Consider the following 20,496-nt stretch of genomic DNA (forward strand, 5'->3'; position numbering starts at 1 on the left):
TTGCGAGACGTGGGGGAGCGCACCGCGGTGGGGGTGCTCTTTAGGGTGTTGGAGATGAGCACCTCTCCTTTCGCCGTGATCGTCGACGTCGACGGAGCGGGCAGCCACCCAGCCGCGTGGCGGCACGCCGACGCCGAACCCGGCGAGCTGCTGAGCACCGCCTGGGTCACCGCGAACGTCAGCGCGGCCGAGCGCGCGGGTGTCACTGCAGTGACCTTCAGCGACCACCCCCTCCCGCCACGAGATGTCGACGGCCCGACGGCCCGCCTCGACGCCGTGCTCCAGGCGTCGTTCACCGCACCTCTCACCAGCGCGCTCGGCCTCATTCCGGTCGTGCACGGCCTCTACACCGAGCCGTTCCACCTGGCGACCCAGACGGCCACGGTCGACACGGCCTCGCTCGGGCGCGCCGGAGTACTGATCGAAGGCGACGAGGATCCCCGGATTGCCGCTCGACACGGCCGCGAACCCCTCCCGGCCCCTCTCGTCGCCGAAGAACTGACGGACGTCGTCGAGGCCATCCGCCGCCTCTGGGATACCTGGGAGGGCGACGCCGTCATCCGCGACGTCTCGACCGGCCGCTTCTTCGACCCCGCCAAAGTGCACTACGCCGACTTCGAGGGGCACCGCTTCTCGGTCAAGGGCCCGGCGATCCTGCCGCGCTCGCCGCAGGGTCAGCTGCCGGTCTTCTCCGCCCACTCGGGAATCGGCGCCGATGTGGTGCTGGTCGACGCGCCAATCGATGGCTCGTTCCACGCTGTCCGGGAGGCTCGCGCGGCTCATCCCGCCGACACCCGCGTGATCCTCGAACTCGAGATCGCCCTCGACCGGGCCGGGCAGACCGGCGCCGAACGCGTCGCGGCTCTGGACGAGCACGCCGTGTGGGCCGGCAGCGGTCGCGCGCGCTACGTCGGCGACGCCGAGGGGTTGGCGCGGATCCTGGTCTCTCTCACCGATGTCGTCGACGGCGTCAGGATCCGGCCCGCCGTGCTGGGCCACGACCTCGACGAGCTGGCCCGCGCCGTTCTGCCCCGCCTCCGCGATGTCGGCGCCTTCCGGTCGCCAATCGTCGGAAGCACCCTCCGCGAGAGCCTCGGGCTCGGAGCGGCCGTCAACCGATTCGCGGAGGTCTCTCGATGAGCATCCAATTGGGCGTCTTCTTTCAGGGCGTCAACTTCTCGACCGTGTGGTCGCACCCCGACAGCGGGTCGCAGACCGAGTTCGAGAGCTTCCGGCGCCTCATCGAGACCGCCGAGCGCGGGCTGTTCACGGCGTTCTTCCTCGGCGAAGGGCTGCGGTTGCGTGAACACCTCGGTGCACTCCACGCCCTCGACGTGGCGGGGCGCCCCGACGCCTTCACTCAGCTGGCGGCACTCGCGGCGATCACGCGCGACATCGGCCTGGTCGCGACGCAGAACACGACCTACAACGACCCGGTCGACCTCGCCCACCGGCTGCAAAGCCTCGACCTGCTGTCGGGCGGCCGAGCCGCCTGGAACGTCGTCACGACCGACAACGCCTGGACGGGCGAGAACTTCCGTCGCGGCGGCTACCTCGATCACTCCGATCGCTATTCGCACGCGGCCGACGTCATCGCGATCGCCCGGCGGGTCTGGGATTCCCGCGACCCGGCCGGCATCGCCGTGGATCGGCAGGCACCGCAGTGGGGAGCCGCGCCCGCGCCGTTCCACTACGACACGGGCTACTATTCGGTCGACGCCTCGGGATCGCTGCCGCGCAGCCCCCAGGAGCACCCGGTGCTGTTCCAAGCCGGCGACTCCGGGGAGGGGCGCGACTTCGCCGCCAACCACGCCGAAGTGATCTTCTCGGCCCACAACACATTCGAGGCGGCTCGCGACTTCGCGCACGACATCCGCGCCCGCACGGTCGCCGCGGGCCGGCCCGCCGACGACCTCAAGATCTTCCCCGGGCAGGAGTTCATCATCGCCGACACCCTTGCGGAGGTCGACGACAAGGTGCGCTGGGTGCGCGAGAACCAGGTCACGCCGGCCACCGCGCTGGCGTTCATCGAGCAGCTCTGGGGCACGAGCCTCGACGGGCACGACCCCGACGGAGACCTGCCGAGCTTCGACCCGGTGCAGGCCGAGACGGGCGAGACGCGCGGCGCGGGCTTCCGGGCCGCTAAAGCCCTCGAGACCGCGACGGCCTGGCGTGCTCTCGCCGAGACCAAGAAGCTGTCGCTGCGCGAACTCGTCATCGAGATCGGCACCCGTCGCGGCTTCGCGGGCACGGCCGACAGCATCGCCGACGAGCTGATCCCGTTCTCGGAGCAGCACGTCGTCGACGGATTCAACGTCAGCCCCTGGCTGGTGCCGACCGGGCTCGACGACATCGTGAACAAGCTCGTGCCCGCACTGCAGGAGCGCGGCATCTACTGGACCGAGTACCCGGGCGAGACGCTCCGCGAGAACCTCGGCCTGCGCGCCCCGCTCACCCGTCGGGGTGGTGCAGGCGTGCCGACCCCCGCGACGACAGCGGCACCTGAGCCCGCCGACGCCCATGGCTGACCGCGCGCAGCCGAGGGTCGTCGCCATCATCGGTGCCGGACCGCGCGGGATCGGCCTCGTCGAACGCCTCGCCGAGAACCACGCCGAGTTCGGTGGCGAGCTGCACATCCGCCTCATCGACCCGCACCCGGCCGGGCCGGGGCGCATCTGGCGCTTCGACCAGTCGCCCCTCCTGAAGCTCAACTCGCTGGCCGAAGACGTCACCCTGTTCACCGACTCGTCGAGCACCATCGAGGGGCCGATCGTGCCCGGGCCCTCCCTCGCCGAGTGGGCGCGGCTGGTTCGGGACGGTCTGATCCGCGACGTGACCCCGTCGGATCCTGCTCTCGCCGCCGAGCTCGCGGGCCTCGGCCCGAAGAGCTTCCCCACGAGGCGCCTGCAGAGCCTCTACCTCGACTGGTTCCTCCGGCGCACGCTGTCGCGGCTGCCGGAGGGGGTGACGGTGACACACGACGAGGATCCGGCGGTGGGTGTCGACGACCTACCGGGCGGGCGCCAGCGCGTGCGGCTGGAGCACGGCGGTGCGATCGAGGTCGACGCGGTGGTGTACGCCCTCGGTCACTCCTCGAGCGCCCTCGACGCGGAGTCTGCAGGCCTCGCGGCGTTCGCCGAAGCCCACGACCTCTTCTACCTGCCACCGTCGTACACGGCCGATGCCGACTTCTCCGGCATCGCCGCCGGCGAGACGGTACTGGTGCGCGGGCTCGGACTCGCCGCCGTCGACCTGCTGGTGCTGCTCGGGGAGGGGCGCGGCGGTCACTTCACGCGGGTCGACGGTGTGCTCCGCTACACGCCGTCGGGGCGGGAGCCACGAATCGTGATCGGCTCGGGCCGCGGTGTGCCGTACCACTCGAAGATCACCTCGGCCCTCGTCGGAGCGCCTCCGGCTCCGCGGTACTTCTCCGCTCCGATCGCCGCGTCGATCGTGGCCGCGCACGAGCGACTCGACTTTCGCGAGCACGTGTGGCCCGCCATCGCGAAAGAGATGCTGCACGGGTACTACGCCGAGCTCTTCTCGGGGCACCCGTCGCGGGTGCGCATCCCGTGGGAGTCGTTCGTGGCCCGGCTCGACGCGGTCGACCCGTTCGGCGACGATCGCCACGAGCTCGTCGCCGGCGCGCTGGTCGACCCCGCCGACGAGCTCGATCTCGTGCGTTTCGATCGGCCGCTCGACGGGCTGTCTCCTGCGGGGCCCGCTTCTACCGGCTCGGCGCCTGCCGGCCTGCCCCTTGCCGACGTCGACGCCGCTGTGCGTGACTACATCCGCGACGATCTCGACCGGCGCACTCACCCGCGGCACAGTGCCACCCAGGGCCTCTTCCTGTCGCTGCTGCAGGCGTACGGCGTCGTGCTCGGCATCGTCGACGCGCCGAACTGGACGGCCGAGTCGCGCGAACGCGACCTCGGCGGCGGGTGGGTGCGGTACTTCAGCTTCGTGTCGTCAGGGCCGCCCGGCCCCCGTCTGGAAGAGATGCTGGCGCTGGCCGAGGCCGGAATCGTCACGTTCTTCGGTGCCGGCATGACGGTCGCGGCCGACGATGCCACCGGCCTGTTCACGGCGCGCGGCTCGAGCACGAGCGACGTCGTGACGGCTCGGGCCCTCGTCGACGCGTGGCTGCCATCCGAGAGCGCGTCGACGAGCGACAACCCGGTGCTGCGGGATCTGGTGGAGAGCGGGGTCGGGGTCGAGCACGTGGTGTCGGATCCTGCCGTCGGTCTCGGTGGTGTCGATGCCGCCGTGGATACCGGTGCCGCCGTGGCCGCGCGCCGCTTCGCCACCGGGCTCGTCTCGGTGATCGGCGCCGATGCTCGCGTGAGCCGACCGGACGGCAGCGCGCACCCCCGACGTTTCGCCGTGGGGCCGTCGACGTCGGCACCGTTCGTCGGCGCCTTCTCGCGCCCTCGCACGAACGCGCTCGCCTTCCGTGAGAACGACGCCGTCGCCCGTGGCGTCCTGTCCGCTGTCGCTTCCGCCCCTCCCGCCGCTCCGTCTCCCGCCGCTCCGGCTCCGTCCGCCGAAGAGGTGAGTGTCCACGATCTGCTGATGTCAGGCGGCTCGGACTAGCCGATCGTGGACACTCACCGCTGGGACGACCAAAGCAAAGGGGGCATCACGCGGCGGGCGGGAGAACTCTGCGGCAGCGAGACTCCAGTTCGGCGGGGGAGGCGAGATCGTCGCCGGTGACGCGGAGGGTGCGCCAGCCCTCGTCGGCGAAGCGCTCCCGGCGGGCGATGTCGGAGCGGAACGTCGACGCCGACACTCGGTGGTAGTCGCCCTCGTACTCGATGCCGATCTTGCGGTCGCGGTAGGCCAGGTCGGGGCGCCCCAGGTAGCTGCCGTCGGCGGCGTACATGCGGCGGTTCAACTCCGGTGGTTCCAGCCGCCCGCAGCGGACGATGAAGAGGCGCAGCTCCGTCTCTTTCGGCGACCACGATCGGAGTCGCACGAGCGCCAACGCCTCTCGCAGCGCCAGGGCGCCTCGGCGGCCCTCCCACCGCTGCACCAGCTGGGCGAGTTGCCGCAGGGTGCGAAATCGCGCCTGCCTATGGGGCGACCACTTCGATACCAGGGCGTCGCCCATGATCACGAGATCGTCGACGCCGCACGTCTCGGCGCACTGGCCCCAGGCGCGGAGCGGCGACACGATCGGCAGACCGAGGTGGTTCATGACGAGCGCGTCCGCACTGCGGTGGCCGGTTATGCCGGGCCGCCGTGGTTCGCGGGTCGGGCCGGTCGACGTCACGTGCAGGTTCGTGTCGTGGAGCGCGGTGCCCAGCGGAACCGGCAACCCCCAGAGCTGCGCCGCCGTGATGTGGCTCAAGCAGCGGCCCTCGCCGAGCAGTGGCACAAGTTCAAGGCATCGCGTCAGCAGATCCGTTGGGGTCTCGCCGGTGGAGCGCAGACCCGAGTGCGGTGACCGGAGGTCGAGGGCGCGAAGCCGATGCGCCGCCACCCCGCTCTCGAGAGCGTCGCTGACCCGAAACGCGGTGCCCCTGAGTTCGGCCGGGAGCTCTCTCTTCTGCGTCCCGACATCGTCGCCGCCCCCTCCTCTTCCCCGTTTCCCTTCTCCACACCCCCTCTCCCTCTCTTTCACCCCGGGCGACGGTGAGTGTCCACGATCTGCTGATGTTCGGCACGCAACATCAGCAGATCGTGGACACTCACGCCCCGGGGGAAGAGGGGAGGGAGGGAGGGAGGGGGGAGAACAGCTACTCGTTGTCGAGGGGCAGGCCGGGCGGGTTGACGAGCGACTTCTCGACGCCCTCGTCGGCGAGGTTGTAGGCCTTTAGCCACGTCTCGTACTGCCCGTGCTCGATCAGGTAGTTGATCGCGTCGGCCAGAGGCTCGGCGAGGCCGCTGCCTTTTTTCGTGGTGGCGGCGATCAGACCCTGTAACGAGGATCCCGCACCCGAAAATGTGCCGGCCGTCCTCGTGGGGTTCGCCGAATCGGCGGACTGGGTGTTTTGGTAGGCGATCCCCGGGTTCGGGCCGAAGAGTGAGTCGATCTTGCCGGAGTTCAGGGCGAGGTAGGTGGAGTTGGTGTCGGGGAAGTACTTGAGGGTCAGCGTCTTGCCCTCCGTCTTCAACTTCTTCTGCCACTCGAGCAGCAGCTTCTCCTGGTTGGTGCCCGCGCTCACCGCGATGGTCTGGTCGGCCAGGTTCTCGTAGTCGCCATCGAACTCCCACGTGCTCGACTTCTTCACCGCGAACGCGAGGTTGTCTTCGCGATAGGAGGCGAAGTCGTACTTCTCTTTGCGCTGCTCGGTGTCAGTGATGTTCGAGAGGCCGACGTCGGTGGCTCCGGTGTCGATGCCGACGAAAAGGTTGTCCCAGGTGGCGGCCTTGATCTCGGGGTCGAGGCCGAGCACCTTGGCGACGAGGCGGCCGAGGTCGGGCTCGGAGCCGGTCTGGGTCTTCTGGTCGTCACCGAGGTACGACAACGGCGGGAATCCGGCGGGGAGGTTGCCGACGCCGATCACGAGCTTTCCTGATGTCCGCACATCGGCGGGCAGCTCCTTCCGGATCGACTCGACGGTCGGCACATCGATGGTGGTCTCGGTGGCCGCGCCATTCGAGGCGGCACCCACGGTGACGGAGTTCGACGAGCCCGAGGCGGATCCCGAGCCCGTACCCGCATCCGCCGACGGCGAGCAGGCGGCGAGACCGCCGACGAGGGACGCGCTGAGCGCGAGGGCTCCGACGAGGCGGAGGCGTGAAAGCGAGCGCGCGGGTGATGGCGAGGGGAGAGGGGCGAGAGGCATGGCTGTGCTCCTGAGAGGTGGTGGAAGGGTAGTTAGAGGACGCGACGCAGGAAATCCTGCGTGCGGGGATGCGACGGGTGATCGAGCACCTGCGCGGGCGGCCCTTGCTCGACGATGCGACCGTCGTCGATGAAGACGACCTGGTCGGCGATCTCGCGGGCGAACGAGATCTCGTGGGTGACGATCACGAGCGTGGTGCCGGAGCCCGCGAGAGCACGAATCACCTCGAGCACATCCGAGACGAGTTCGGGGTCGAGAGCGCTCGTCGGCTCGTCGAACAGGATGAGGGCAGGATCCAGCGCCAACGCCCGCGCGATGGCGACGCGTTGCTTCTGCCCACCCGACAGCTGGGCCGGGTAGGCATCACCCCGGTCGCCGAGCCCGACGCGCTCGAGCAACCGCTGTGCTGCTGCGCGCGCCTCGGCCAGCGGGCGCCGGTGGGCGACCGGGGCCTCGACGACGTTCTCGAGCGCTGTCAGGTGCGGAAAGAGGTGGAAGCCCTGAAAGACGAACCCGATGCGGGAGCGCTGTCGGAGGATCGCCCGCTCCGGGAGCTCGGTGAACCGCTCGCCGTGCACCTTCACCCCGATCAGCTGGTCACCCACGGTGACGTAGCCCTCATCGAGTCGTTCCAGGTGATTTATGGTGCGGAGCAGTGTCGATTTACCGGATCCTGACGGCCCGATGATCGCCGTGACCGAGCCGGCCGGCACATCGAGATCGATCCCGTTCAGCACGGCCTTGGAGCCGAACGACTTGGTGGCGTGGCGGATCGAGACGGCACCGCCGGTGATGGTCGCGAGAGCGGTGCTCATCGGGCGACTCCCTTCGAGTAGTGGCGTTCGATGAAGTACTGCACGAGCGAGATGACACTGGTCAGCAGCAGATACCAGATGGTCGCGACCACGAGCAGGGGGATGATGTCGGTCGGGTACGTGCTGCCGAGGTTCTGCACCACTCCGAAGAGGTCGAGCAGCGACACGTAGAAGAGCAGCGACGATCCTTTCAGCAGGCCGACGATCTGGTTCACGTAGGCCGGAACGATCGACCGGAGCGCCTGCGGCAGGATGATTCGAGAGAACTGGCGCCATCGGGGGAGCCCGAGAGCTTTCGCCGCCTCGTGCTGCCCGTGGTCGACCGAGAGCAGACCGGCCCGGACGATCTCGGAGGCGAACGCGATCTCGGCGAGGCTCAGACCGACGACGCCCAGGGTGATGTCGGAGAGGACCGAGACGGTCGGCACCGAGAGCTGCGGTCCGAACGGGACGCCGATGCCGATCGTCGGGTAGAGGCTGCCGAGGTTGTACAGAAAGATCAGGACGAGGATCAGGGGCACCGACCGGAACACCCACACGTACAGCCAGCTCAGCGACTTCAGCACCGGGTTGCGCGAGAGGCGAGCCACCGCCACGACGATGCCGCCGGCGAAGCTCACGACGGCCGAGATCAGCGTGACGATCAGCGTCACCTTCAGTCCGGTCAGGACGGCGGGGCTGACGACGTACTCCGGCACCTTCGCCCACTCCCACGCGGGGTTGGTGAAGAGGGTCTGCCCGAAGTTGAGTGCCACCACGACGACGAGCGCGGTGACGATCCACTGGACGGGGTGGCGGAGGGAGCGCACGGGGCGCCGGGCCAGTCGAAGCAGATCGTCGGATCGTGGCGAGGCGGGAGGGGGCGGCGTGCGCTTCTCGATCGTGGTGGGGGTGGACATGCCCTGCAGTGTTGCCGACGTCGGCGCTCGGCCGCTCGTGCATGACGCCAGATTTCCCGGTGTGACAGCGGGAGTCGCGCGCGGGGCCATGACGGAGGAACATGACGGCATGGGCGACCACATCGACGACCAGGATCCGACCTCGCACATCCGCGCGGCCCGCACCAGCATCAAGTGGACGCGCTACGCACCCGACGTGCTCCCGCTGTTCGTCGCCGAGATGGACCACGGCATCGCCCCCGAGATCGAAGAGGCCCTCGTGGCAAGGGTCCGGTCATCGGACCTCGGCTACCTCGACGGGCCGGGCCCCCTCGCGCCGGCCTTCGCGCAGTTCGCTCGGGATCGCTGGGGGTGGGCGCTGGATCCTGGTCGCGTCCACATCGCCACCGATGTCAGCGTCGGCATCGTCGAGACGATCCGGGTGGCCCTGCCAGACGCCGGTCGCGTCGCGATCTGCCCGCCCGTGTACCCGCCCTTCTTCGAACTCGTCGAGGAGGCCCGATGTCAGGTCGCCGAAGTACCGCTGCTCGAGAAGTGGGGCGTCTGGTCACTCGACCTGGAGGGCCTCGAACGCACCTTCGCCGACGGGGTCGGCGTCTTCCTGCTGTGCAACCCGCACAACCCCGTCGGTCTCGTCCACTCCCGCGAGACGCTTGAGGCGCTCGCCGACCTGGCCGCGAAGTACGACGTGCTCGTCATCAGCGACGAGATCCACGGGCCTCTGACACACCCCGGCGTCGTCTTCGAGCCGTTCGCGCCGATCGCCGAGTCGCGCGGCGCCCGCTCGGTGGTCGTCACGTCGGCCAGCAAGGGCTGGAACCTCGCCGGCGTCAAATGCTCGGTCGTGGTCGCCGGCGACGACCGCACGGCCGCCCTGCTCGACACGTTCACCGACGAGGTCGCCTGTCGCACCAGCATCCTCGGTCTGCACGCCAACATCGCCGCTTTCACGCTCGCGACGGGCTGGCTCGACGATGCCATCGCGAAGATCGTCGCCAACGACCGCCTCTTGGCCCAGCTCATCGCCGATCAGCTGCCGGGCGTCGTGTACCACCGGCCCAAGGCGGGCTATCTCGCGTGGCTCGACTTCCGTGGATTAGGGCTGGGCGAGGATCCGGCGGTCCCGCTGCGAGAACACGCCTACGTGGCGCTCAACTCGGGCCTCGGATTCGGCGCCGAGGGCCGCGGCTTCGCCCGACTCAACCTCGCGTGCTCACCCGACACCCTCCGCGAGGCCGTCGCCCGGATCGCGGCCGCCTACCCGTCGAGCATGCAGGGCGCTCTCGTCTGGCACGTGGCCTAGCGCTGTCGCGGACGGCGTCAGCAGGGTCTATCCGCAGTAAGGCACCGCCGAGAGGACGAATTCGGCCCGCTGGCGTCCGGGTAGGGGCGGTTTTCGTGCACTCGCGAGGGGCGCCCTTCAAGAAGGCACCTGCGATGATCGAGCATGTCGATCGCCCGCATCGTGGTTCTGTTCGCCGTGGCCGCCGTCGCTGAGATCGGCGGAGCCTGGCTGATCTGGCAGGCCGTCCGCGAGGGGCGCGCCTGGTGGTGGGCCGGGCTCGGGATCGTCGCGCTCGGCGCCTACGGGTTCATCGCGACGTTGCAGCCGAGCGCTGACTTCGGGCGGATCCTCGCCGCATACGGCGGGGTCTTCGTCGCCGGCTCGCTGGTGTGGGCGGTCGTCGCCGACAAATTCCAGCCCGACCGCTGGGACATCACCGGAGCCATCATCTGCCTGCTCGGCGTAGCCGTGATCATGTTCGCACCGCACGCCCGGGTCACCGACTGACGGGTGCTTCCCGGTTGGTCAGTACGCGGTGGGAGAGCGACCTAGGCGGAGCGCCTCTCGATGCGCTTCGTGAGGCGGCCGAGCAGCCAGTTGACCAGCCACCCGAGCCCGCCGACCAGCGGGAGGAAGACGATCGCGAGAGTCCACACGATCTTGACCAGGTCGCTTCGCGTCTTGTCGTTCCAGACCTGCGCGAGTGCGATCACGTCGAGGGCGACGATCGCGATGAGTACGAGCAGGTGCGAGACGCCGAAGTCACCAAACATCATTAACCATCAATTCTGCGTGGGGAAGGCTGCCCCGTAGCTATCGCGCCGACCCTAGCAGGCGAGCAAACCGGGGAGAGCGAGCTACGCGGTAGGCGCCGCGAACCTCGTCGTCACACCCCGCGAATAGAGCACCGAGTCGGGCTGGCGCGAGGCCGGACCCTCGAACCCGGTCGCGGCCAGCAACTCGTCGTCGAGCTCCAGCAGCTCGGCGGAGCGGAGCTCCCAGGCCGGATGGTTGTTGGGCCAGAAGCGCGTCCGGCCAGCACGGCCGACGTGCATACCCCAGCGCGCCGTCAAGAAGTCGGCCAGCGGGTCGCCCGTGACCGTCTCGGATCCTGGGCGGATCTTCACGTGCGTGCGGGGGAGAGGCTCGCCCGTCGTCGCCCGGGGCCAGCGCCGCCGGCTGTCGTAGGTGATGGTGCCGCCGCCACGAACGATGCTCATGTCGGCCCAGGTGTAGGGCAGGCCAAGACCGAGGCGCGCCGTCAGGACGGGAACGAGCTTTGCAGCCTCGAGGGTGCGGAAAACGACGCTCCGACGGCCGTCGGGGCCGATGCCGTAGAGGCGGACGTTGGTCTCGGCGAAACGGCCGAAGTAGGGCACCGGCGGCAACGGGCCGAACGCCGAGCGCGACAGCTCGAAGGGAATCAGCCCGACCCAGCTCGAGCCGTCGAAGATGTCCGGGCGTACTCCGTGCGGCAGATGCGGCTCGACGAGAGCGGGGTCGACGCGCCAGTGCAGAAAGGCGAGGTCGCCCCAGAACTGCGAGATGACGGCGGGGCCGGCGAGATCGGGTGCCTTGGTCGAGACCGGTTCGGCCCCACGCCGGTCGGCGCCGTGTCGATCGGCGGTGGGAGGGGTCGCGGGCATACGCCGAGCGTACGCATGACTTCGCGTTACGGGCGGGAGGACGGATCCTGGAGCGCAGTCGTACTGTCGATTCACCAGCTGACCCGACCCGAACAGGACGACCCATGACCGGCACCGCGACGACCACCCTGAAGACGCAGATCGACGAGTTCAACGACGGATTCACCGCGCAGATCGGACCGCGGCTGAGCGGCGTCTTCGCTGACGAGCAGGCAGCCCTGACGGCCTCGGGTGTGCCGGATGCCGCAGTGACGGTGGGGTCGCGGCTGCCGGACGCCAGCCTCGTCGCACCGGACGGCACGGCGGTGGCGCTCGCCGACGCTCTCGGCGCTGGGGGAGCCGTCGTCGTCTTCTACCGAGGATCCTGGTGCCCGTACTGCAACCTGACTCTGAAGCACTACCAGGAGTCGCTGTTGCCGACTCTTCGCGAGCGGGGCATCGAACTGGTCGCCATCAGCCCGCAGACTCCCGAGGGCAGCGAGCTCTCGGTCGCGAACGGGTCGCTCGAGTACACCGTGCTCTCCGACCCCGGCAACGTGCTGGTCCGTCAGCTGGGGCTCCTGACCGAGCCCAGCGCCGACGCGCGCGCCGCCCACACCGACCTCGGATTCGACGTGGCCGACAGCAACGCCGATGCCACCGGCGACATCCCGTTCCCGACCGTGATCGTCGTCGACGCCGACCAGGTCGTCACATTCGTCGACGTGCACGTCGACTACACGACCCGCACCGAGGTCGACACGATCGTCGCCGCCCTGCCGGGCGTCTAGCGCTCGACGGTCGTCTGCTTCTCTCGGGCCGGAGACTTTTCTTGGACCGTGGCTGGCTCCGAGGAGTGGAGTGAACCTATCTCGACCACTTCACTCCTAGGAGCTGCTATGAACCCCATCAAATTTCTCTCCGACGTCGGCATCAAGAGCGAGCACGCCTACTGGGGCGGTTTCGCCTCCATCGTCATCGCTCTCGTCGCGTGGCTCGCGTCGCAGGGTAAAGACGCGTCTGACAAGGCGCAGTCCGACCGCTGGGGCATCTTCATCGGCCACTGGGCGCCGACCTTCTTCGCCCTGGGTCTCGCCCTGAAGCACGAAGAGAAGTAGCTCCGGCTCCCTTCCGCTTCAGCTCTCCCGCCTGTCTGCCACTGCGATGCGGTGGGGAGGCGCCGAGACTCCACAAATGGCCTATGCCGCTTGCGCGACATGGACCATTTGTGGAGTTTCGACGCCCGGGCCAGAAAGAGGAGGAGGGGTCGAAGAGGTCAGGCGGTTGCGAGCTCCTCAGCCGCTGGGGCGAAGAAGTCGGCGTAGCAGACCTCGACGGGCTGCTTCGGGCGGGGCTGACGCACCGGCATCGCATCAACGGTGGCGAGGCGCACGTCGTTCAGAAAGCCGCGGTGGCGCTTGGGATATCCGGAGATGCGAACGGGCGGGACGTTCTCGGCGCGACGGTACATGCTCATGCGAGCACGCCCAGTGCCACGAGGACGGCCGTGATGAGGCAGCTCGTCGCAACGACGGTGGAGGCCGCGATGACCGCGAGGGTCTTGTTGCGCTCGATCTGGCGGATCTCGGAGAAGGGCGAGACCTGCGTGGTGGAGGGTCGGAGAAGGGACATCTGTTCATCTCAATTCTGACAGCCTGCACTGCCTGAGGGGAACTACTCGAACTGGACCCCGCCGTGAACCGGGGCCGGCGCCGCCGTGAACCGGCGCCTGAGATGAGTATGGCCGGAGGTATCTAGCCGGTCTAGCTACAGCCACAAAGGTGCGTAATTCGGATAATCGCGCCCGGTGAGACCCCGATTCTTCGATTCCTGCAGCGTCTAGCAATTACTGTGTGGCCATGGAGAATTCCACGCCATCAGCGGCCTCGGGCACCTTCGACGCGTCCGGCTTCTGGTACGACGTCACCGCCGAAGAACGTGCCACCGAGGTGCTCAACGCTCTCCGGCGTTACCGTCAGGCCGAGAAAGAGATGCGCGAGCGCACCCGCACGTCGATGAAGATGGGTGAGACCGATCTCGCTGCGATTCGCTTCCTCCTCCGGGCGCAGCGGGCTGGCGAGACGGTCTCGGCGAAGACGCTCTCGGAGCATCTCGCGATCACCACCGCGTCGACATCGGTGCTGATCAACCGATTGGTGAAGAGCGGCCATCTGCAACGCCACGCGCACCCGACCGATCGGCGGGGCGTGCTGATCACCGCCACGGGCGGCTCGGATGACGAAGTGCGCGCCACGATGGCGGGAATGCACGCGCGAATGATCTCGGCGGCCGAAAACCTCGACGCCGATGCTGCCCGGGCCGTGACGGAGTTCCTTCGCGAGATGACCGCGGCAATCGACGTCACCGACCAGTGACTGCGCTCGGCCGAGAGCGCACCTGGTTAGAGTAACTAGCTAAGTCAACTAGCTATCTCAACTAGCGAAAAGCGGACTTGACCTGGGATTAAAGTACCGCGTGAGCTGCACGGTGTACAGGGGTAGAAATCGCATTCCGTTGTCTCGTACGGTGGGCGAGTCCGCCAAGTCTGGTCGGCAACGATGTTCCGCGGGCCCGTGGGTAGCTTCACGGCAGGGCCCCGGGTTCGCGGACGTCTCGATCGCACTCGTTATCGACGGGTGAGCGCATCACCGAGGCGACACGCTTCGGGCGATGAGAAGGGCCGCACCTCTCAACACGAGGTACGGCCCTGACGATCGAGCGGGGCACTAGCTTCACGGGCAGGGGCGCCCGACGGTCGTCGCAAAGAATAAAATTCTTTGCACAGAGAAACCTACGCCGTTCTCGCTGCCCGGTCGAGCAGACTCCCACCGGGCACCCAGCGGAAAGCCTGGGCACCCAGCGGAAAACCCGTGTGTCAGTCAGCCAGCGTGAAGTCGGCAAACGAGAAGCCCGGCGACACGACACACGACACCAGCGCCTCGCCGTCCGAGGGCACGGTCCGTTGCCAGACTCCCGCAGGCACGAACCCCTGCGTCGACGAGCCATCGAGAAGGATCCCGGTCGACGTCCCGGGGGCCTCACCATCGCCGCCGAGTTCGAGCAGCACGGCATCCGGCCCGTGCCACAGCCAGATCTCGTCCGACGTCACCCGGTGCCACGCCGATGCCTCGCCGGGCGGCAGCAGGAACAGGATCAGCGTGGCTGCGGGCCGTTCGCCGCCGGGGGTCGAGGTCGCGGCGCCGGAAGTCCACGTACGTCGGTACCAGCCGCCCTCGGGGTGGGGTTCGAGGTCGAGGGCCGAGGCTCGCGGCGGGACAGCGAGCCACTCGAGGACGACGCCCTCGACCGAACGCCGGGCGACTGCACCGGCGAATGGGGGCACGGGGGGAACGGCGTTCATGTGGGCTCCTTCTGGTGGCGGACGACGCCGCGGATAATCGTGGCGACGCATCGACCGGCGCCGTCCTCGACGAGTTCGGCGTAGGCGTCGGGCACGGTGCGCGCATCGACGTCGAACACGGCGAGGTCGGCCCGGGCTCCCACGGCGAGATGGCCGACGCGGTCGGGCCCGACGTCGAGCCCCATCGCGTGGGCGCCGCCGAGAGTCGCCGCAGTGAGCAGGCGCTCGTGCAGGTCGTGCCGGGCGTAGCCCTGCGACCGGGCGATCAGGTGCAACGCGGTCACATCGGCCAGCGGGTCAAGCGAAGGCGACGACGACAGCGAGTCGGTGCCCACGGCGATGGCACTGCCCTCGAGCAGGTAGTCGGCGACGGGGGGAGGATCGAGGCCGATGACCGCGTTCGATCGGGGGCACAGGGCGACCGTGGTGCCGCGGGCCCGGAGCAGAGCGCGGTCGTCGGCGGTCATGTAGACGCCGTGTGCCACGTGGCAGTCGGGGCCGAGCACGCCGAGCCGGTCGACGAACGCCGTGGCGCTGGCACCGAATCCCAGCTCGCGGAGTGCCCGGAAGCTCGGCACGCCGACGAAATGCCAGGCGTCATGCCCACCCGCAGCCGAGTCGCCGGTCGACGAGCCACCCGGCTCCATTCCGCGTTCGCCCTCGAACGCCGACTCGCCGAGGTGCAGGTGCAGGCGGAGCCCGCGCTGCCGGACGATGTCGGGCAGCTCGAGGAGCGGTTCGACGTCGAGCGAATACGGCGCGTGCGGCGAGAGGCCCACGCCCGGGTCCGCCGGGATCCTCGTCAGCTCGTCCAAGATCTGGTCGCGCCCGCGTTCGGCCCAGGCCTCGTTCTCCCAGTCCATCACCTCCCAGTAGGCGATGCCGCCGAGCCCGGCGTCGCCGAGCGCCGAGGCCGCCTCCATATCGGTGACCACGTCGGAGACGCTCGTGACGCCCGCGACAATCGACAGCTCGGCGCCGCGAGCGGCCTCGGCGGCCCAGTCGTGCGGGCCGGAGTAGACGGCTCCGAACGACTTCGCCCAGTCGTCGAAGCCGTTGTACGAGCCCTCGCCGACGCTCGCCATTCCGGTGTACTGCAGGTGCGAGTGTGCGTTCACGAGACCGGGCAGGATCGCACCCGGCCAGTGCCGCTCGCTCCAGCGGAGCCGGCTCGCGCCGAGCCGGTCGAGCACCCACGAACGCTCTCCGACGTGGAGGATTCGACCGCTCTGCACGGCGACCGCCCCGTCGAGGATCGGCGGCGCAGTCATCGGCACGACAATGCGTGCCGAGTGCACGACGACGGGCGAGAAGTCGCGGGCGGGGGTGGTCACGAGCGCGCCTCCGGGCCGAGGGGCCCAAAGCGGGTGGTCCGAGGATCCGCGGAATCGCCGTCCGGATCGCCGTCGCGGGGCGCCCTGGCCTCGGCGACCGCCCCCGGAGCCGCGATGCCCTGCGCTGCAAGGGCCTCGGTCGCGATCACTCGATCCGCCTTCGGGCCAAGCGCATGCACACCGGGCTCGAGCGTCGAGCCGCTGTCGACGAGCATGCGCACCGCCTCGAGTTGCACCGCGAACGAGAGATCCATGATCTCGATCGGGTTGCCCTCGGCGGCGGTGATGTTGATGCAGCCGCCGTCGTCGAGCAGGAAGAGGCTAGGGCCACCCGACATGGTCAACCGTTCTATCTTCGGCACGACGGGCTCGCGAGTGGCCCCGGCCTCGGCAGCCGCGTCGAGCACGACCTCCTGGTCGACGCCGCCCGCGACAGCGACCACGGCACCCTCGCGAGTGGCTCGCAGCACCTCGAGCGAGAGCGTCTCGCGCACGCCGGTCGCCGAGACGATCAGGTCAGACTGGCTGGCAGCGACCGCGAGCTCTGCGACGTCGTACCCGGCGTACACGGCCTGGAGCGCTCGCACCGGATCGGTCTCGGCCACGGTCACGGTGAGGCCCAGTGCCGCGAGCACCTGGGCGACGCCCTCGCCCACGGGGCCGAATCCGGCGACGGTGGCGCGGGATCCTGCTCGAACCGGCGTCTCGGGCAGCGTGTCGAGCAGATCGAGGATCGCGAACACGCACGACTGGCCCGTGCCGTAGCGGTTGTCGAAGTACGTCTTCGTTCGCGCGTCGTTCACCGCGATCACGGGAATCACGAGTTCGTTTCGCCGGGCGAGGATCCGCAACGGCCGCAATCCGCTCGTCGTCTCTTCTGCTGCTCCGACCATCGTGTCGAGCGCCGGATGCCCGATCTCGTGAGCGAGCCGGATCACGTGCGACCCGTCGTCGAGAAGGACGGCGGGTCGTCGATCGAGCAGGTCTACCGCAAGGGCACGCTGCTCGGCGAGCGTGGCGCGGGAGTCGGCGAAGACTTCGAGCCCCTCCGCGCGAAGGGCGTCGGCGACCTCGTCGTCGGTCTCGTCGGCGTGCGCGTACACGACGACCTCGGCGCCGGCGTCGCGCAGCAGGAGGGCGAGCACGGCGGTCTTCGGTTCGAGCACCATCGCGATGCCGATCCGTACGCCGCGCACGATCCCGTCGTGGGTGAGCGCGGCTGCCAGCCGGGCCGACACCGTCATGTGGCGTCGAGCCCAGTCGATGCGGCCCGTCGCGTCGCCCCGGTTCGGCAGGGCGATGGTCGGCTCGGCGTCGTGGCCGACGGCCGCGAACCAGTCGAGATCGGCGTCGTGCCCCGCGGCGGCCGGTCGGGCGCCGAGATCGCGCAGGAGTCGGTCGAGTGCGGGGGCGGTTCCGCGGATCCTGAAGGTCTTTCCGGCGATGACCTGGTTCGTCGCCCGCGCGAACCGACGGACGGCGGACGAGGCGAGGTCGGCGTCGGTCTTTCGGGTGGCGTCGGTGCGGGTGTCGGTCTCGTCGTGTGGTGCGGCGGCATCCGGCTCGGGCATGGCATCAGTATGGCAAGGGTCGAGGCGTGCCCGGTCGCGGGGAGTGGCACCACGGCAGGGCCGACCCCTGCGAGATGGCCGAATCTGCCGGAAGTGGACGCAGAAGCCGTTGATAAGGCCATCTCGCGGCACACGTCCGGCACCCGCCACCCGAGACGCTCTATGACGCGACCGTCACACGCGTGGCGTGCGGGACGGTACTATCCAGACTTCACCCCCTGACCGAAGGCCCTCCCGTGACCCGACTCAGCCCCCGTTCCAGCCCCCGCACCTCGCGCCGCGTCAGCCGTCGCACCGCGGCCCTCGCCGGTGCCGCAGCGCTCCTCGCGGCCGTTGCCCTCACCGCCTGCTCGAGCGGCGGCGGCGGCAATGGCGGCAACGGCAGCAGCGACACCGTCACCGTCGGCAAGCTGACGATCGCGACCGGCCAGCCCGCCTACTCGCCCTGGATCGACGACAACAAGCCCGAGTCGGGCAAGGGCTTCGAGTCTGCCGTCGCCTACGCGGTCGCCGACGAGCTCGGCTACAAAAAGTCCGACGTGGTGTGGACGCGTAGCACCTTCGACTCGGCCATCGCGCCCGGCGCGAAAGACTGGGATCTCAACATCCAGCAGTTCTCGATCACCGCTCAGCGCGAGAAGGCCGTCGACTTCTCTCCGGTCTATTACACGACCACGCAGGCCGTCGTCACGACGAGCAAGTCCGCCGCCGCGGGCGTGACCGACATCGCCGGACTGAAGGGCCTCAAGGTCGGCGTCGCGACCGGCACGACGAGCCTCACCGTCGCCAAAGACGAGCTCGGCACGACCCCGCAGGTGTTCAACTCGAACGACGACGCCGTGCTGGCACTGAAGTCGGGTCAGATCGATGCTGTCGTCACCGACCTCCCCACCGCGTTCTACATGTCGTCGGCCCAGCTCGACGACGGCAAGATCATCGGCCAGTTCGCCGACGACGGCAATGGCGACAAGTTCGGCATCGTCCTGCCCAAGGGATCGGCGCTCACTAACAAGGTGAAGACCGCGGTCGACACGCTGAAGAGTGACGGCACGCTGGAGGCCCTGACGAAGAAGTGGCTGTCGACCGAGGTCGACGTGCCGATCCTCAAGTGACAGCCGGCGATGGCGCCGCCGTCGTAGCGGCGCCTCCGTCTCAGATCGAGGTCGAGCGGCGTCTCTACCGGTCGCGGCGCGGGCGCCAGTCGATCCTGGTGAGCATCGTGTCGACCGTGGTCGTCGTGGCGCTCGTCTGGGTCGGCGTCGTCAACACTCCGGGCTGGGCGACGGTGCAGCAGTCGTTCTTCGATCCGGGCGTGGCGGTCGACACGTTCCCGAGCATCCTGCAGGGCCTGTGGCTCAACGTGCGGATCCTCTTCTTCGCGAGCATCGGCGTCGCGATCTTCGCCACGCTCCTCGCCGTGATCCGCGGTCTCCGCAGCCCGGTGTTCTTCCCGCTGCGGGTCGTGGCGACCGGCTACACCGACCTCTTTCGCGGCCTGCCGCTGATCATCGTGCTCTACCTCGTCGGCTACGGGATCCCGGGGCTCGGCATCTTCCCGCGGCTCCCGGCCGAGGTGTGGGGCACGGTCGCGATCATCGTCACCTACTCGTCGTACGTGGCCGAGGTGCTCCGTGCCGGCATGGAGGCGGTCCACCCGTCGCAGCGCCTCGCGGCCCGGTCGCTGGGGCTCTCGCATGCGCAGACGCTCCGCTTGGTCGTGCTGCCGCAGGGGCTTCGCAAGGTCACGCCCGCGCTCATGAACGACTTCGTCTCGATGCAGAAAGACGTCGGTCTCGTGTCGATCCTCGGGGCGGTCGACGCGGTCCGCGCAGCCAACATCGCTCAGGCCGAGACCTTCAACTTCACGCCGTACTTCGTCGCAGGGCTCCTGTTCGTGCTGATCAGCCTGCCGTTGATCCGCCTGACGGATGGCCTCGCGAGACGCCAACAGCGCCGCGAGCAGATTGGCGGTGCCGTATGAGCCCCGACACCCAGAGTCACCAGAATCAGAGCCGCGACGACCAGACATCAGCGTCCAGCACACCCGCCCCCGTCCTGGAGCTTCGCGGCATCCGCAAGTCGTTCGGCGACGTCGCCGTGCTCCGCGGCATCGATCTGAAGCTGCACGCGCACGAGGTGATCGTCGTGATCGGAGCCTCAGGATCCGGCAAATCCACGCTCCTCAAGACCGCGAATCTGCTCGAATCCATCGATGACGGCCAGATCCTGCTCCAGGGGGCCGACATCAGCGACCCCCGCATCGACGTCGACCGCACAAGGTCGCGCATCGGCGTCGTCTTCCAGCAGTTCAACCTCTTTCCGCACCTCACCGTGCTGGCCAATGTCACGCTCGCCGCGCGCAAGGTGCACGGCGTGGCGAAGGCCGCGGCCGAGACGGAGGCCAGGCGGTTGCTGGAGCGGGTCGGTCTCGGATCCTTCGCTTCGTCGTATCCGGACCGCCTCTCGGGCGGCCAGCAGCAGCGGGTCGCGATCGTCCGGGCCATCGCCACGAACCCCGAGCTGCTGCTGCTCGACGAGGTGACGAGCGCTCTCGACCCGCTGCTGGTCGGCGAGGTGCTCGACCTGGTGACCGAGCTCAAAGAGCAGGGCTCGACCATTCTGATGACGACTCACGAGATGTCGTTCGCCCGCAAGGTCGCCGACCGCATCGTGTTCTTGCATCTCGGCGAGGTCGTCGAGGAGGGCCCGCCTGCCGAGCTGCTCGACTCGCCGCGGCACCCCGCTCTGAAGGAGTTCCTGTCGCGCGTCTCGCACTGACAACCTTGGCGGCGCCAAGATGGGCGGACGCCGACGG

General features: G+C 69.0%; 22 protein-coding genes. 11 read left to right on the forward strand and 11 right to left on the reverse strand.

What is annotated here, in order from left to right:
* Window positions 1-54: 54 nt before the first annotated feature.
* Genes EDF39_RS15285 through EDF39_RS15295 form a run of 3 tightly spaced genes read left to right on the forward strand, consistent with a single transcriptional unit; the run spans window position 55 to window position 4,593 of the window.
* Window positions 55-1,140 (forward strand): LLM class flavin-dependent oxidoreductase, encoded by a 1,086-nt coding sequence (locus EDF39_RS15285; protein ID WP_123944455.1) that lies wholly within the window; start codon window positions 55-57, stop codon window positions 1,138-1,140.
* Window positions 1,137-2,528 carry an NtaA/DmoA family FMN-dependent monooxygenase gene (locus EDF39_RS15290; RefSeq protein WP_123944457.1) on the forward strand — a complete coding sequence of 464 codons (1,392 nt, stop codon included), beginning with the start codon at window positions 1,137-1,139 and terminating at the stop codon, window positions 2,526-2,528. Before EDF39_RS15285 ends, EDF39_RS15290 begins: the two co-directional genes overlap by 4 nt.
* Window positions 2,521-4,593 (forward strand): FAD/NAD(P)-binding domain-containing protein, encoded by a 2,073-nt coding sequence (locus EDF39_RS15295; RefSeq protein ID WP_123944459.1) that lies wholly within the window; start codon window positions 2,521-2,523, stop codon window positions 4,591-4,593. Before EDF39_RS15290 ends, EDF39_RS15295 begins: the two co-directional genes overlap by 8 nt.
* Window positions 4,594-4,639: 46 nt before the next feature.
* Here the strand turns inward: EDF39_RS15295 and EDF39_RS15300 are convergent, their stop codons facing one another.
* The 4 genes from EDF39_RS15300 to EDF39_RS15315 form a co-directional block, all read right to left on the reverse strand.
* On the reverse strand, window positions 4,640-5,350 hold the full coding sequence (locus EDF39_RS15300; RefSeq protein ID WP_123944461.1) for a hypothetical protein: 711 nt from the start codon (window positions 5,348-5,350) through the stop codon (window positions 4,640-4,642).
* A gap of 388 nt (window positions 5,351-5,738) precedes the next feature.
* The gene (locus tag EDF39_RS15305; protein ID WP_123944463.1) at window positions 5,739-6,791 is read right to left on the reverse strand and encodes a transporter substrate-binding domain-containing protein; all 1,053 of its coding nucleotides are present in this window, start codon (window positions 6,789-6,791) and stop codon (window positions 5,739-5,741) included.
* A gap of 32 nt (window positions 6,792-6,823) precedes the next feature.
* Window positions 6,824-7,606 (reverse strand): amino acid ABC transporter ATP-binding protein, encoded by a 783-nt coding sequence (locus EDF39_RS15310; RefSeq protein WP_123944465.1) that lies wholly within the window; start codon window positions 7,604-7,606, stop codon window positions 6,824-6,826.
* Window positions 7,603-8,505: an amino acid ABC transporter permease gene (locus EDF39_RS15315; RefSeq protein WP_123944468.1), complete on the reverse strand. Its 903-nt coding sequence runs from the start codon at window positions 8,503-8,505 to the stop codon at window positions 7,603-7,605. The genes EDF39_RS15310 and EDF39_RS15315 overlap by 4 nt, the downstream gene beginning before the upstream one ends.
* Before the next feature lie 109 nt (window positions 8,506-8,614).
* On the opposite strand from EDF39_RS15315, the gene EDF39_RS15320 reads away from it, so the two are divergent.
* Window positions 8,615-9,808 carry a MalY/PatB family protein gene (locus tag EDF39_RS15320; RefSeq protein WP_123944470.1) on the forward strand — a complete coding sequence of 398 codons (1,194 nt, stop codon included), beginning with the start codon at window positions 8,615-8,617 and terminating at the stop codon, window positions 9,806-9,808.
* A gap of 144 nt (window positions 9,809-9,952) precedes the next feature.
* Complete coding sequence (locus tag EDF39_RS15325) at window positions 9,953-10,297, forward strand: YnfA family protein (protein WP_123944472.1); 345 nt, start codon at window positions 9,953-9,955, stop codon at window positions 10,295-10,297.
* Between the two features lie 41 nt (window positions 10,298-10,338).
* Here the strand turns inward: EDF39_RS15325 and EDF39_RS15330 are convergent, their stop codons facing one another.
* Window positions 10,339-10,566: a PLDc N-terminal domain-containing protein gene (locus EDF39_RS15330; protein WP_123944474.1), complete on the reverse strand. Its 228-nt coding sequence runs from the start codon at window positions 10,564-10,566 to the stop codon at window positions 10,339-10,341.
* Window positions 10,567-10,647: 81 nt separating this feature from the next.
* Window positions 10,648-11,436: a YqjF family protein gene (locus EDF39_RS15335; protein WP_123944476.1), complete on the reverse strand. Its 789-nt coding sequence runs from the start codon at window positions 11,434-11,436 to the stop codon at window positions 10,648-10,650.
* Between the two features lie 104 nt (window positions 11,437-11,540).
* On the opposite strand from EDF39_RS15335, the gene EDF39_RS15340 reads away from it, so the two are divergent.
* A complete protein-coding gene (locus tag EDF39_RS15340; RefSeq protein ID WP_123944478.1) occupies window positions 11,541-12,206 on the forward strand; it encodes a peroxiredoxin-like family protein in 666 nt (221 codons plus the stop codon).
* A gap of 108 nt (window positions 12,207-12,314) precedes the next feature.
* Window positions 12,315-12,533 (forward strand): hypothetical protein, encoded by a 219-nt coding sequence (locus EDF39_RS15345; protein WP_055959041.1) that lies wholly within the window; start codon window positions 12,315-12,317, stop codon window positions 12,531-12,533.
* A gap of 158 nt (window positions 12,534-12,691) precedes the next feature.
* On the opposite strand, the gene EDF39_RS15350 is transcribed toward EDF39_RS15345, so the two are convergent.
* A complete protein-coding gene (locus tag EDF39_RS15350) occupies window positions 12,692-12,892 on the reverse strand; it encodes a hypothetical protein (RefSeq protein ID WP_123944480.1) in 201 nt (66 codons plus the stop codon).
* Window positions 12,889-13,047 carry a hypothetical protein gene (locus tag EDF39_RS17550; protein ID WP_158613249.1) on the reverse strand — a complete coding sequence of 53 codons (159 nt, stop codon included), beginning with the start codon at window positions 13,045-13,047 and terminating at the stop codon, window positions 12,889-12,891. The genes EDF39_RS15350 and EDF39_RS17550 overlap by 4 nt, the downstream gene beginning before the upstream one ends.
* A 227-nt stretch (window positions 13,048-13,274) precedes the next feature.
* Between EDF39_RS17550 and EDF39_RS15355 the strand changes: the two genes are divergently transcribed.
* The gene (locus EDF39_RS15355) at window positions 13,275-13,790 is read left to right on the forward strand and encodes a MarR family winged helix-turn-helix transcriptional regulator (RefSeq protein WP_055959036.1); all 516 of its coding nucleotides are present in this window, start codon (window positions 13,275-13,277) and stop codon (window positions 13,788-13,790) included.
* Between the two features lie 500 nt (window positions 13,791-14,290).
* On the opposite strand, the gene EDF39_RS15360 is transcribed toward EDF39_RS15355, so the two are convergent.
* From EDF39_RS15360 to EDF39_RS15370, 3 genes are read right to left on the reverse strand one after another with little or no spacing between them, the layout of a single operon-like run.
* Entirely contained in the window at window positions 14,291-14,776 is a 486-nt protein-coding gene (locus EDF39_RS15360) for a cupin domain-containing protein (protein ID WP_123944482.1), read from the reverse strand.
* Window positions 14,773-16,110: an amidohydrolase family protein gene (locus tag EDF39_RS15365; RefSeq protein WP_370275198.1), complete on the reverse strand. Its 1,338-nt coding sequence runs from the start codon at window positions 16,108-16,110 to the stop codon at window positions 14,773-14,775. The genes EDF39_RS15360 and EDF39_RS15365 overlap by 4 nt, the downstream gene beginning before the upstream one ends.
* Entirely contained in the window at window positions 16,107-17,681 is a 1,575-nt protein-coding gene (locus EDF39_RS15370) for an adenosylhomocysteinase (RefSeq protein ID WP_123944484.1), read from the reverse strand. The genes EDF39_RS15365 and EDF39_RS15370 overlap by 4 nt, the downstream gene beginning before the upstream one ends.
* 236 nt (window positions 17,682-17,917) lie before the next feature.
* Between EDF39_RS15370 and EDF39_RS15375 the strand changes: the two genes are divergently transcribed.
* Genes EDF39_RS15375 through EDF39_RS15385 form a run of 3 tightly spaced genes read left to right on the forward strand, consistent with a single transcriptional unit; the run spans window position 17,918 to window position 20,459 of the window.
* Window positions 17,918-18,793 carry an ABC transporter substrate-binding protein gene (locus EDF39_RS15375; RefSeq protein ID WP_123944486.1) on the forward strand — a complete coding sequence of 292 codons (876 nt, stop codon included), beginning with the start codon at window positions 17,918-17,920 and terminating at the stop codon, window positions 18,791-18,793.
* Window positions 18,790-19,662, forward strand: coding sequence for an amino acid ABC transporter permease (locus EDF39_RS15380; RefSeq protein WP_055959028.1), 873 nt, complete (start codon window positions 18,790-18,792; stop codon window positions 19,660-19,662). Before EDF39_RS15375 ends, EDF39_RS15380 begins: the two co-directional genes overlap by 4 nt.
* Entirely contained in the window at window positions 19,659-20,459 is an 801-nt protein-coding gene (locus EDF39_RS15385; RefSeq protein WP_123944488.1) for an amino acid ABC transporter ATP-binding protein, read from the forward strand. The genes EDF39_RS15380 and EDF39_RS15385 overlap by 4 nt, the downstream gene beginning before the upstream one ends.
* The last annotated feature ends 37 nt before the right edge of the window (window positions 20,460-20,496 follow it).

The sequence above is a fragment of the Frondihabitans sp. PhB161 genome (assembly GCF_003814635.1).
In the GTDB taxonomy this organism is placed as follows: domain Bacteria; phylum Actinomycetota; class Actinomycetes; order Actinomycetales; family Microbacteriaceae; genus Frondihabitans.

Excerpts from the sequence above, each read along its gene's own strand:
- EDF39_RS15335 (WP_123944476.1), bottom strand. The coding sequence starts at position 11,436 with ATGCCCGCGACCCCTCCCACCGCCGATCGACACGGCGCCGACCGGCGT.
- EDF39_RS15295 (WP_123944459.1), top strand. The coding sequence starts at position 2,521 with ATGGCTGACCGCGCGCAGCCGAGGGTCGTCGCCATCATCGGTGCCGGA.
- EDF39_RS15355 (WP_055959036.1), top strand. The coding sequence starts at position 13,275 with ATGGAGAATTCCACGCCATCAGCGGCCTCGGGCACCTTCGACGCGTCC.
- EDF39_RS15360 (WP_123944482.1), bottom strand. The coding sequence starts at position 14,776 with ATGAACGCCGTTCCCCCCGTGCCCCCATTCGCCGGTGCAGTCGCCCGG.
- EDF39_RS15330 (WP_123944474.1), bottom strand. The coding sequence starts at position 10,566 with ATGATGTTTGGTGACTTCGGCGTCTCGCACCTGCTCGTACTCATCGCG.
- EDF39_RS15350 (WP_123944480.1), bottom strand. The coding sequence starts at position 12,892 with ATGAGCATGTACCGTCGCGCCGAGAACGTCCCGCCCGTTCGCATCTCC.
- EDF39_RS15285 (WP_123944455.1), top strand. The coding sequence starts at position 55 with ATGAGCACCTCTCCTTTCGCCGTGATCGTCGACGTCGACGGAGCGGGC.
- EDF39_RS15315 (WP_123944468.1), bottom strand. The coding sequence starts at position 8,505 with ATGTCCACCCCCACCACGATCGAGAAGCGCACGCCGCCCCCTCCCGCC.
- EDF39_RS15370 (WP_123944484.1), bottom strand. The coding sequence starts at position 17,681 with ATGCCCGAGCCGGATGCCGCCGCACCACACGACGAGACCGACACCCGC.
- EDF39_RS15345 (WP_055959041.1), top strand. The coding sequence starts at position 12,315 with ATGAACCCCATCAAATTTCTCTCCGACGTCGGCATCAAGAGCGAGCAC.
- EDF39_RS15310 (WP_123944465.1), bottom strand. The coding sequence starts at position 7,606 with ATGAGCACCGCTCTCGCGACCATCACCGGCGGTGCCGTCTCGATCCGC.
- EDF39_RS15385 (WP_123944488.1), top strand. The coding sequence starts at position 19,659 with ATGAGCCCCGACACCCAGAGTCACCAGAATCAGAGCCGCGACGACCAG.
- EDF39_RS15290 (WP_123944457.1), top strand. The coding sequence starts at position 1,137 with ATGAGCATCCAATTGGGCGTCTTCTTTCAGGGCGTCAACTTCTCGACC.
- EDF39_RS15325 (WP_123944472.1), top strand. The coding sequence starts at position 9,953 with ATGTCGATCGCCCGCATCGTGGTTCTGTTCGCCGTGGCCGCCGTCGCT.
- EDF39_RS17550 (WP_158613249.1), bottom strand. The coding sequence starts at position 13,047 with ATGTCCCTTCTCCGACCCTCCACCACGCAGGTCTCGCCCTTCTCCGAG.
- EDF39_RS15340 (WP_123944478.1), top strand. The coding sequence starts at position 11,541 with ATGACCGGCACCGCGACGACCACCCTGAAGACGCAGATCGACGAGTTC.
- EDF39_RS15320 (WP_123944470.1), top strand. The coding sequence starts at position 8,615 with ATGGGCGACCACATCGACGACCAGGATCCGACCTCGCACATCCGCGCG.
- EDF39_RS15305 (WP_123944463.1), bottom strand. The coding sequence starts at position 6,791 with ATGCCTCTCGCCCCTCTCCCCTCGCCATCACCCGCGCGCTCGCTTTCA.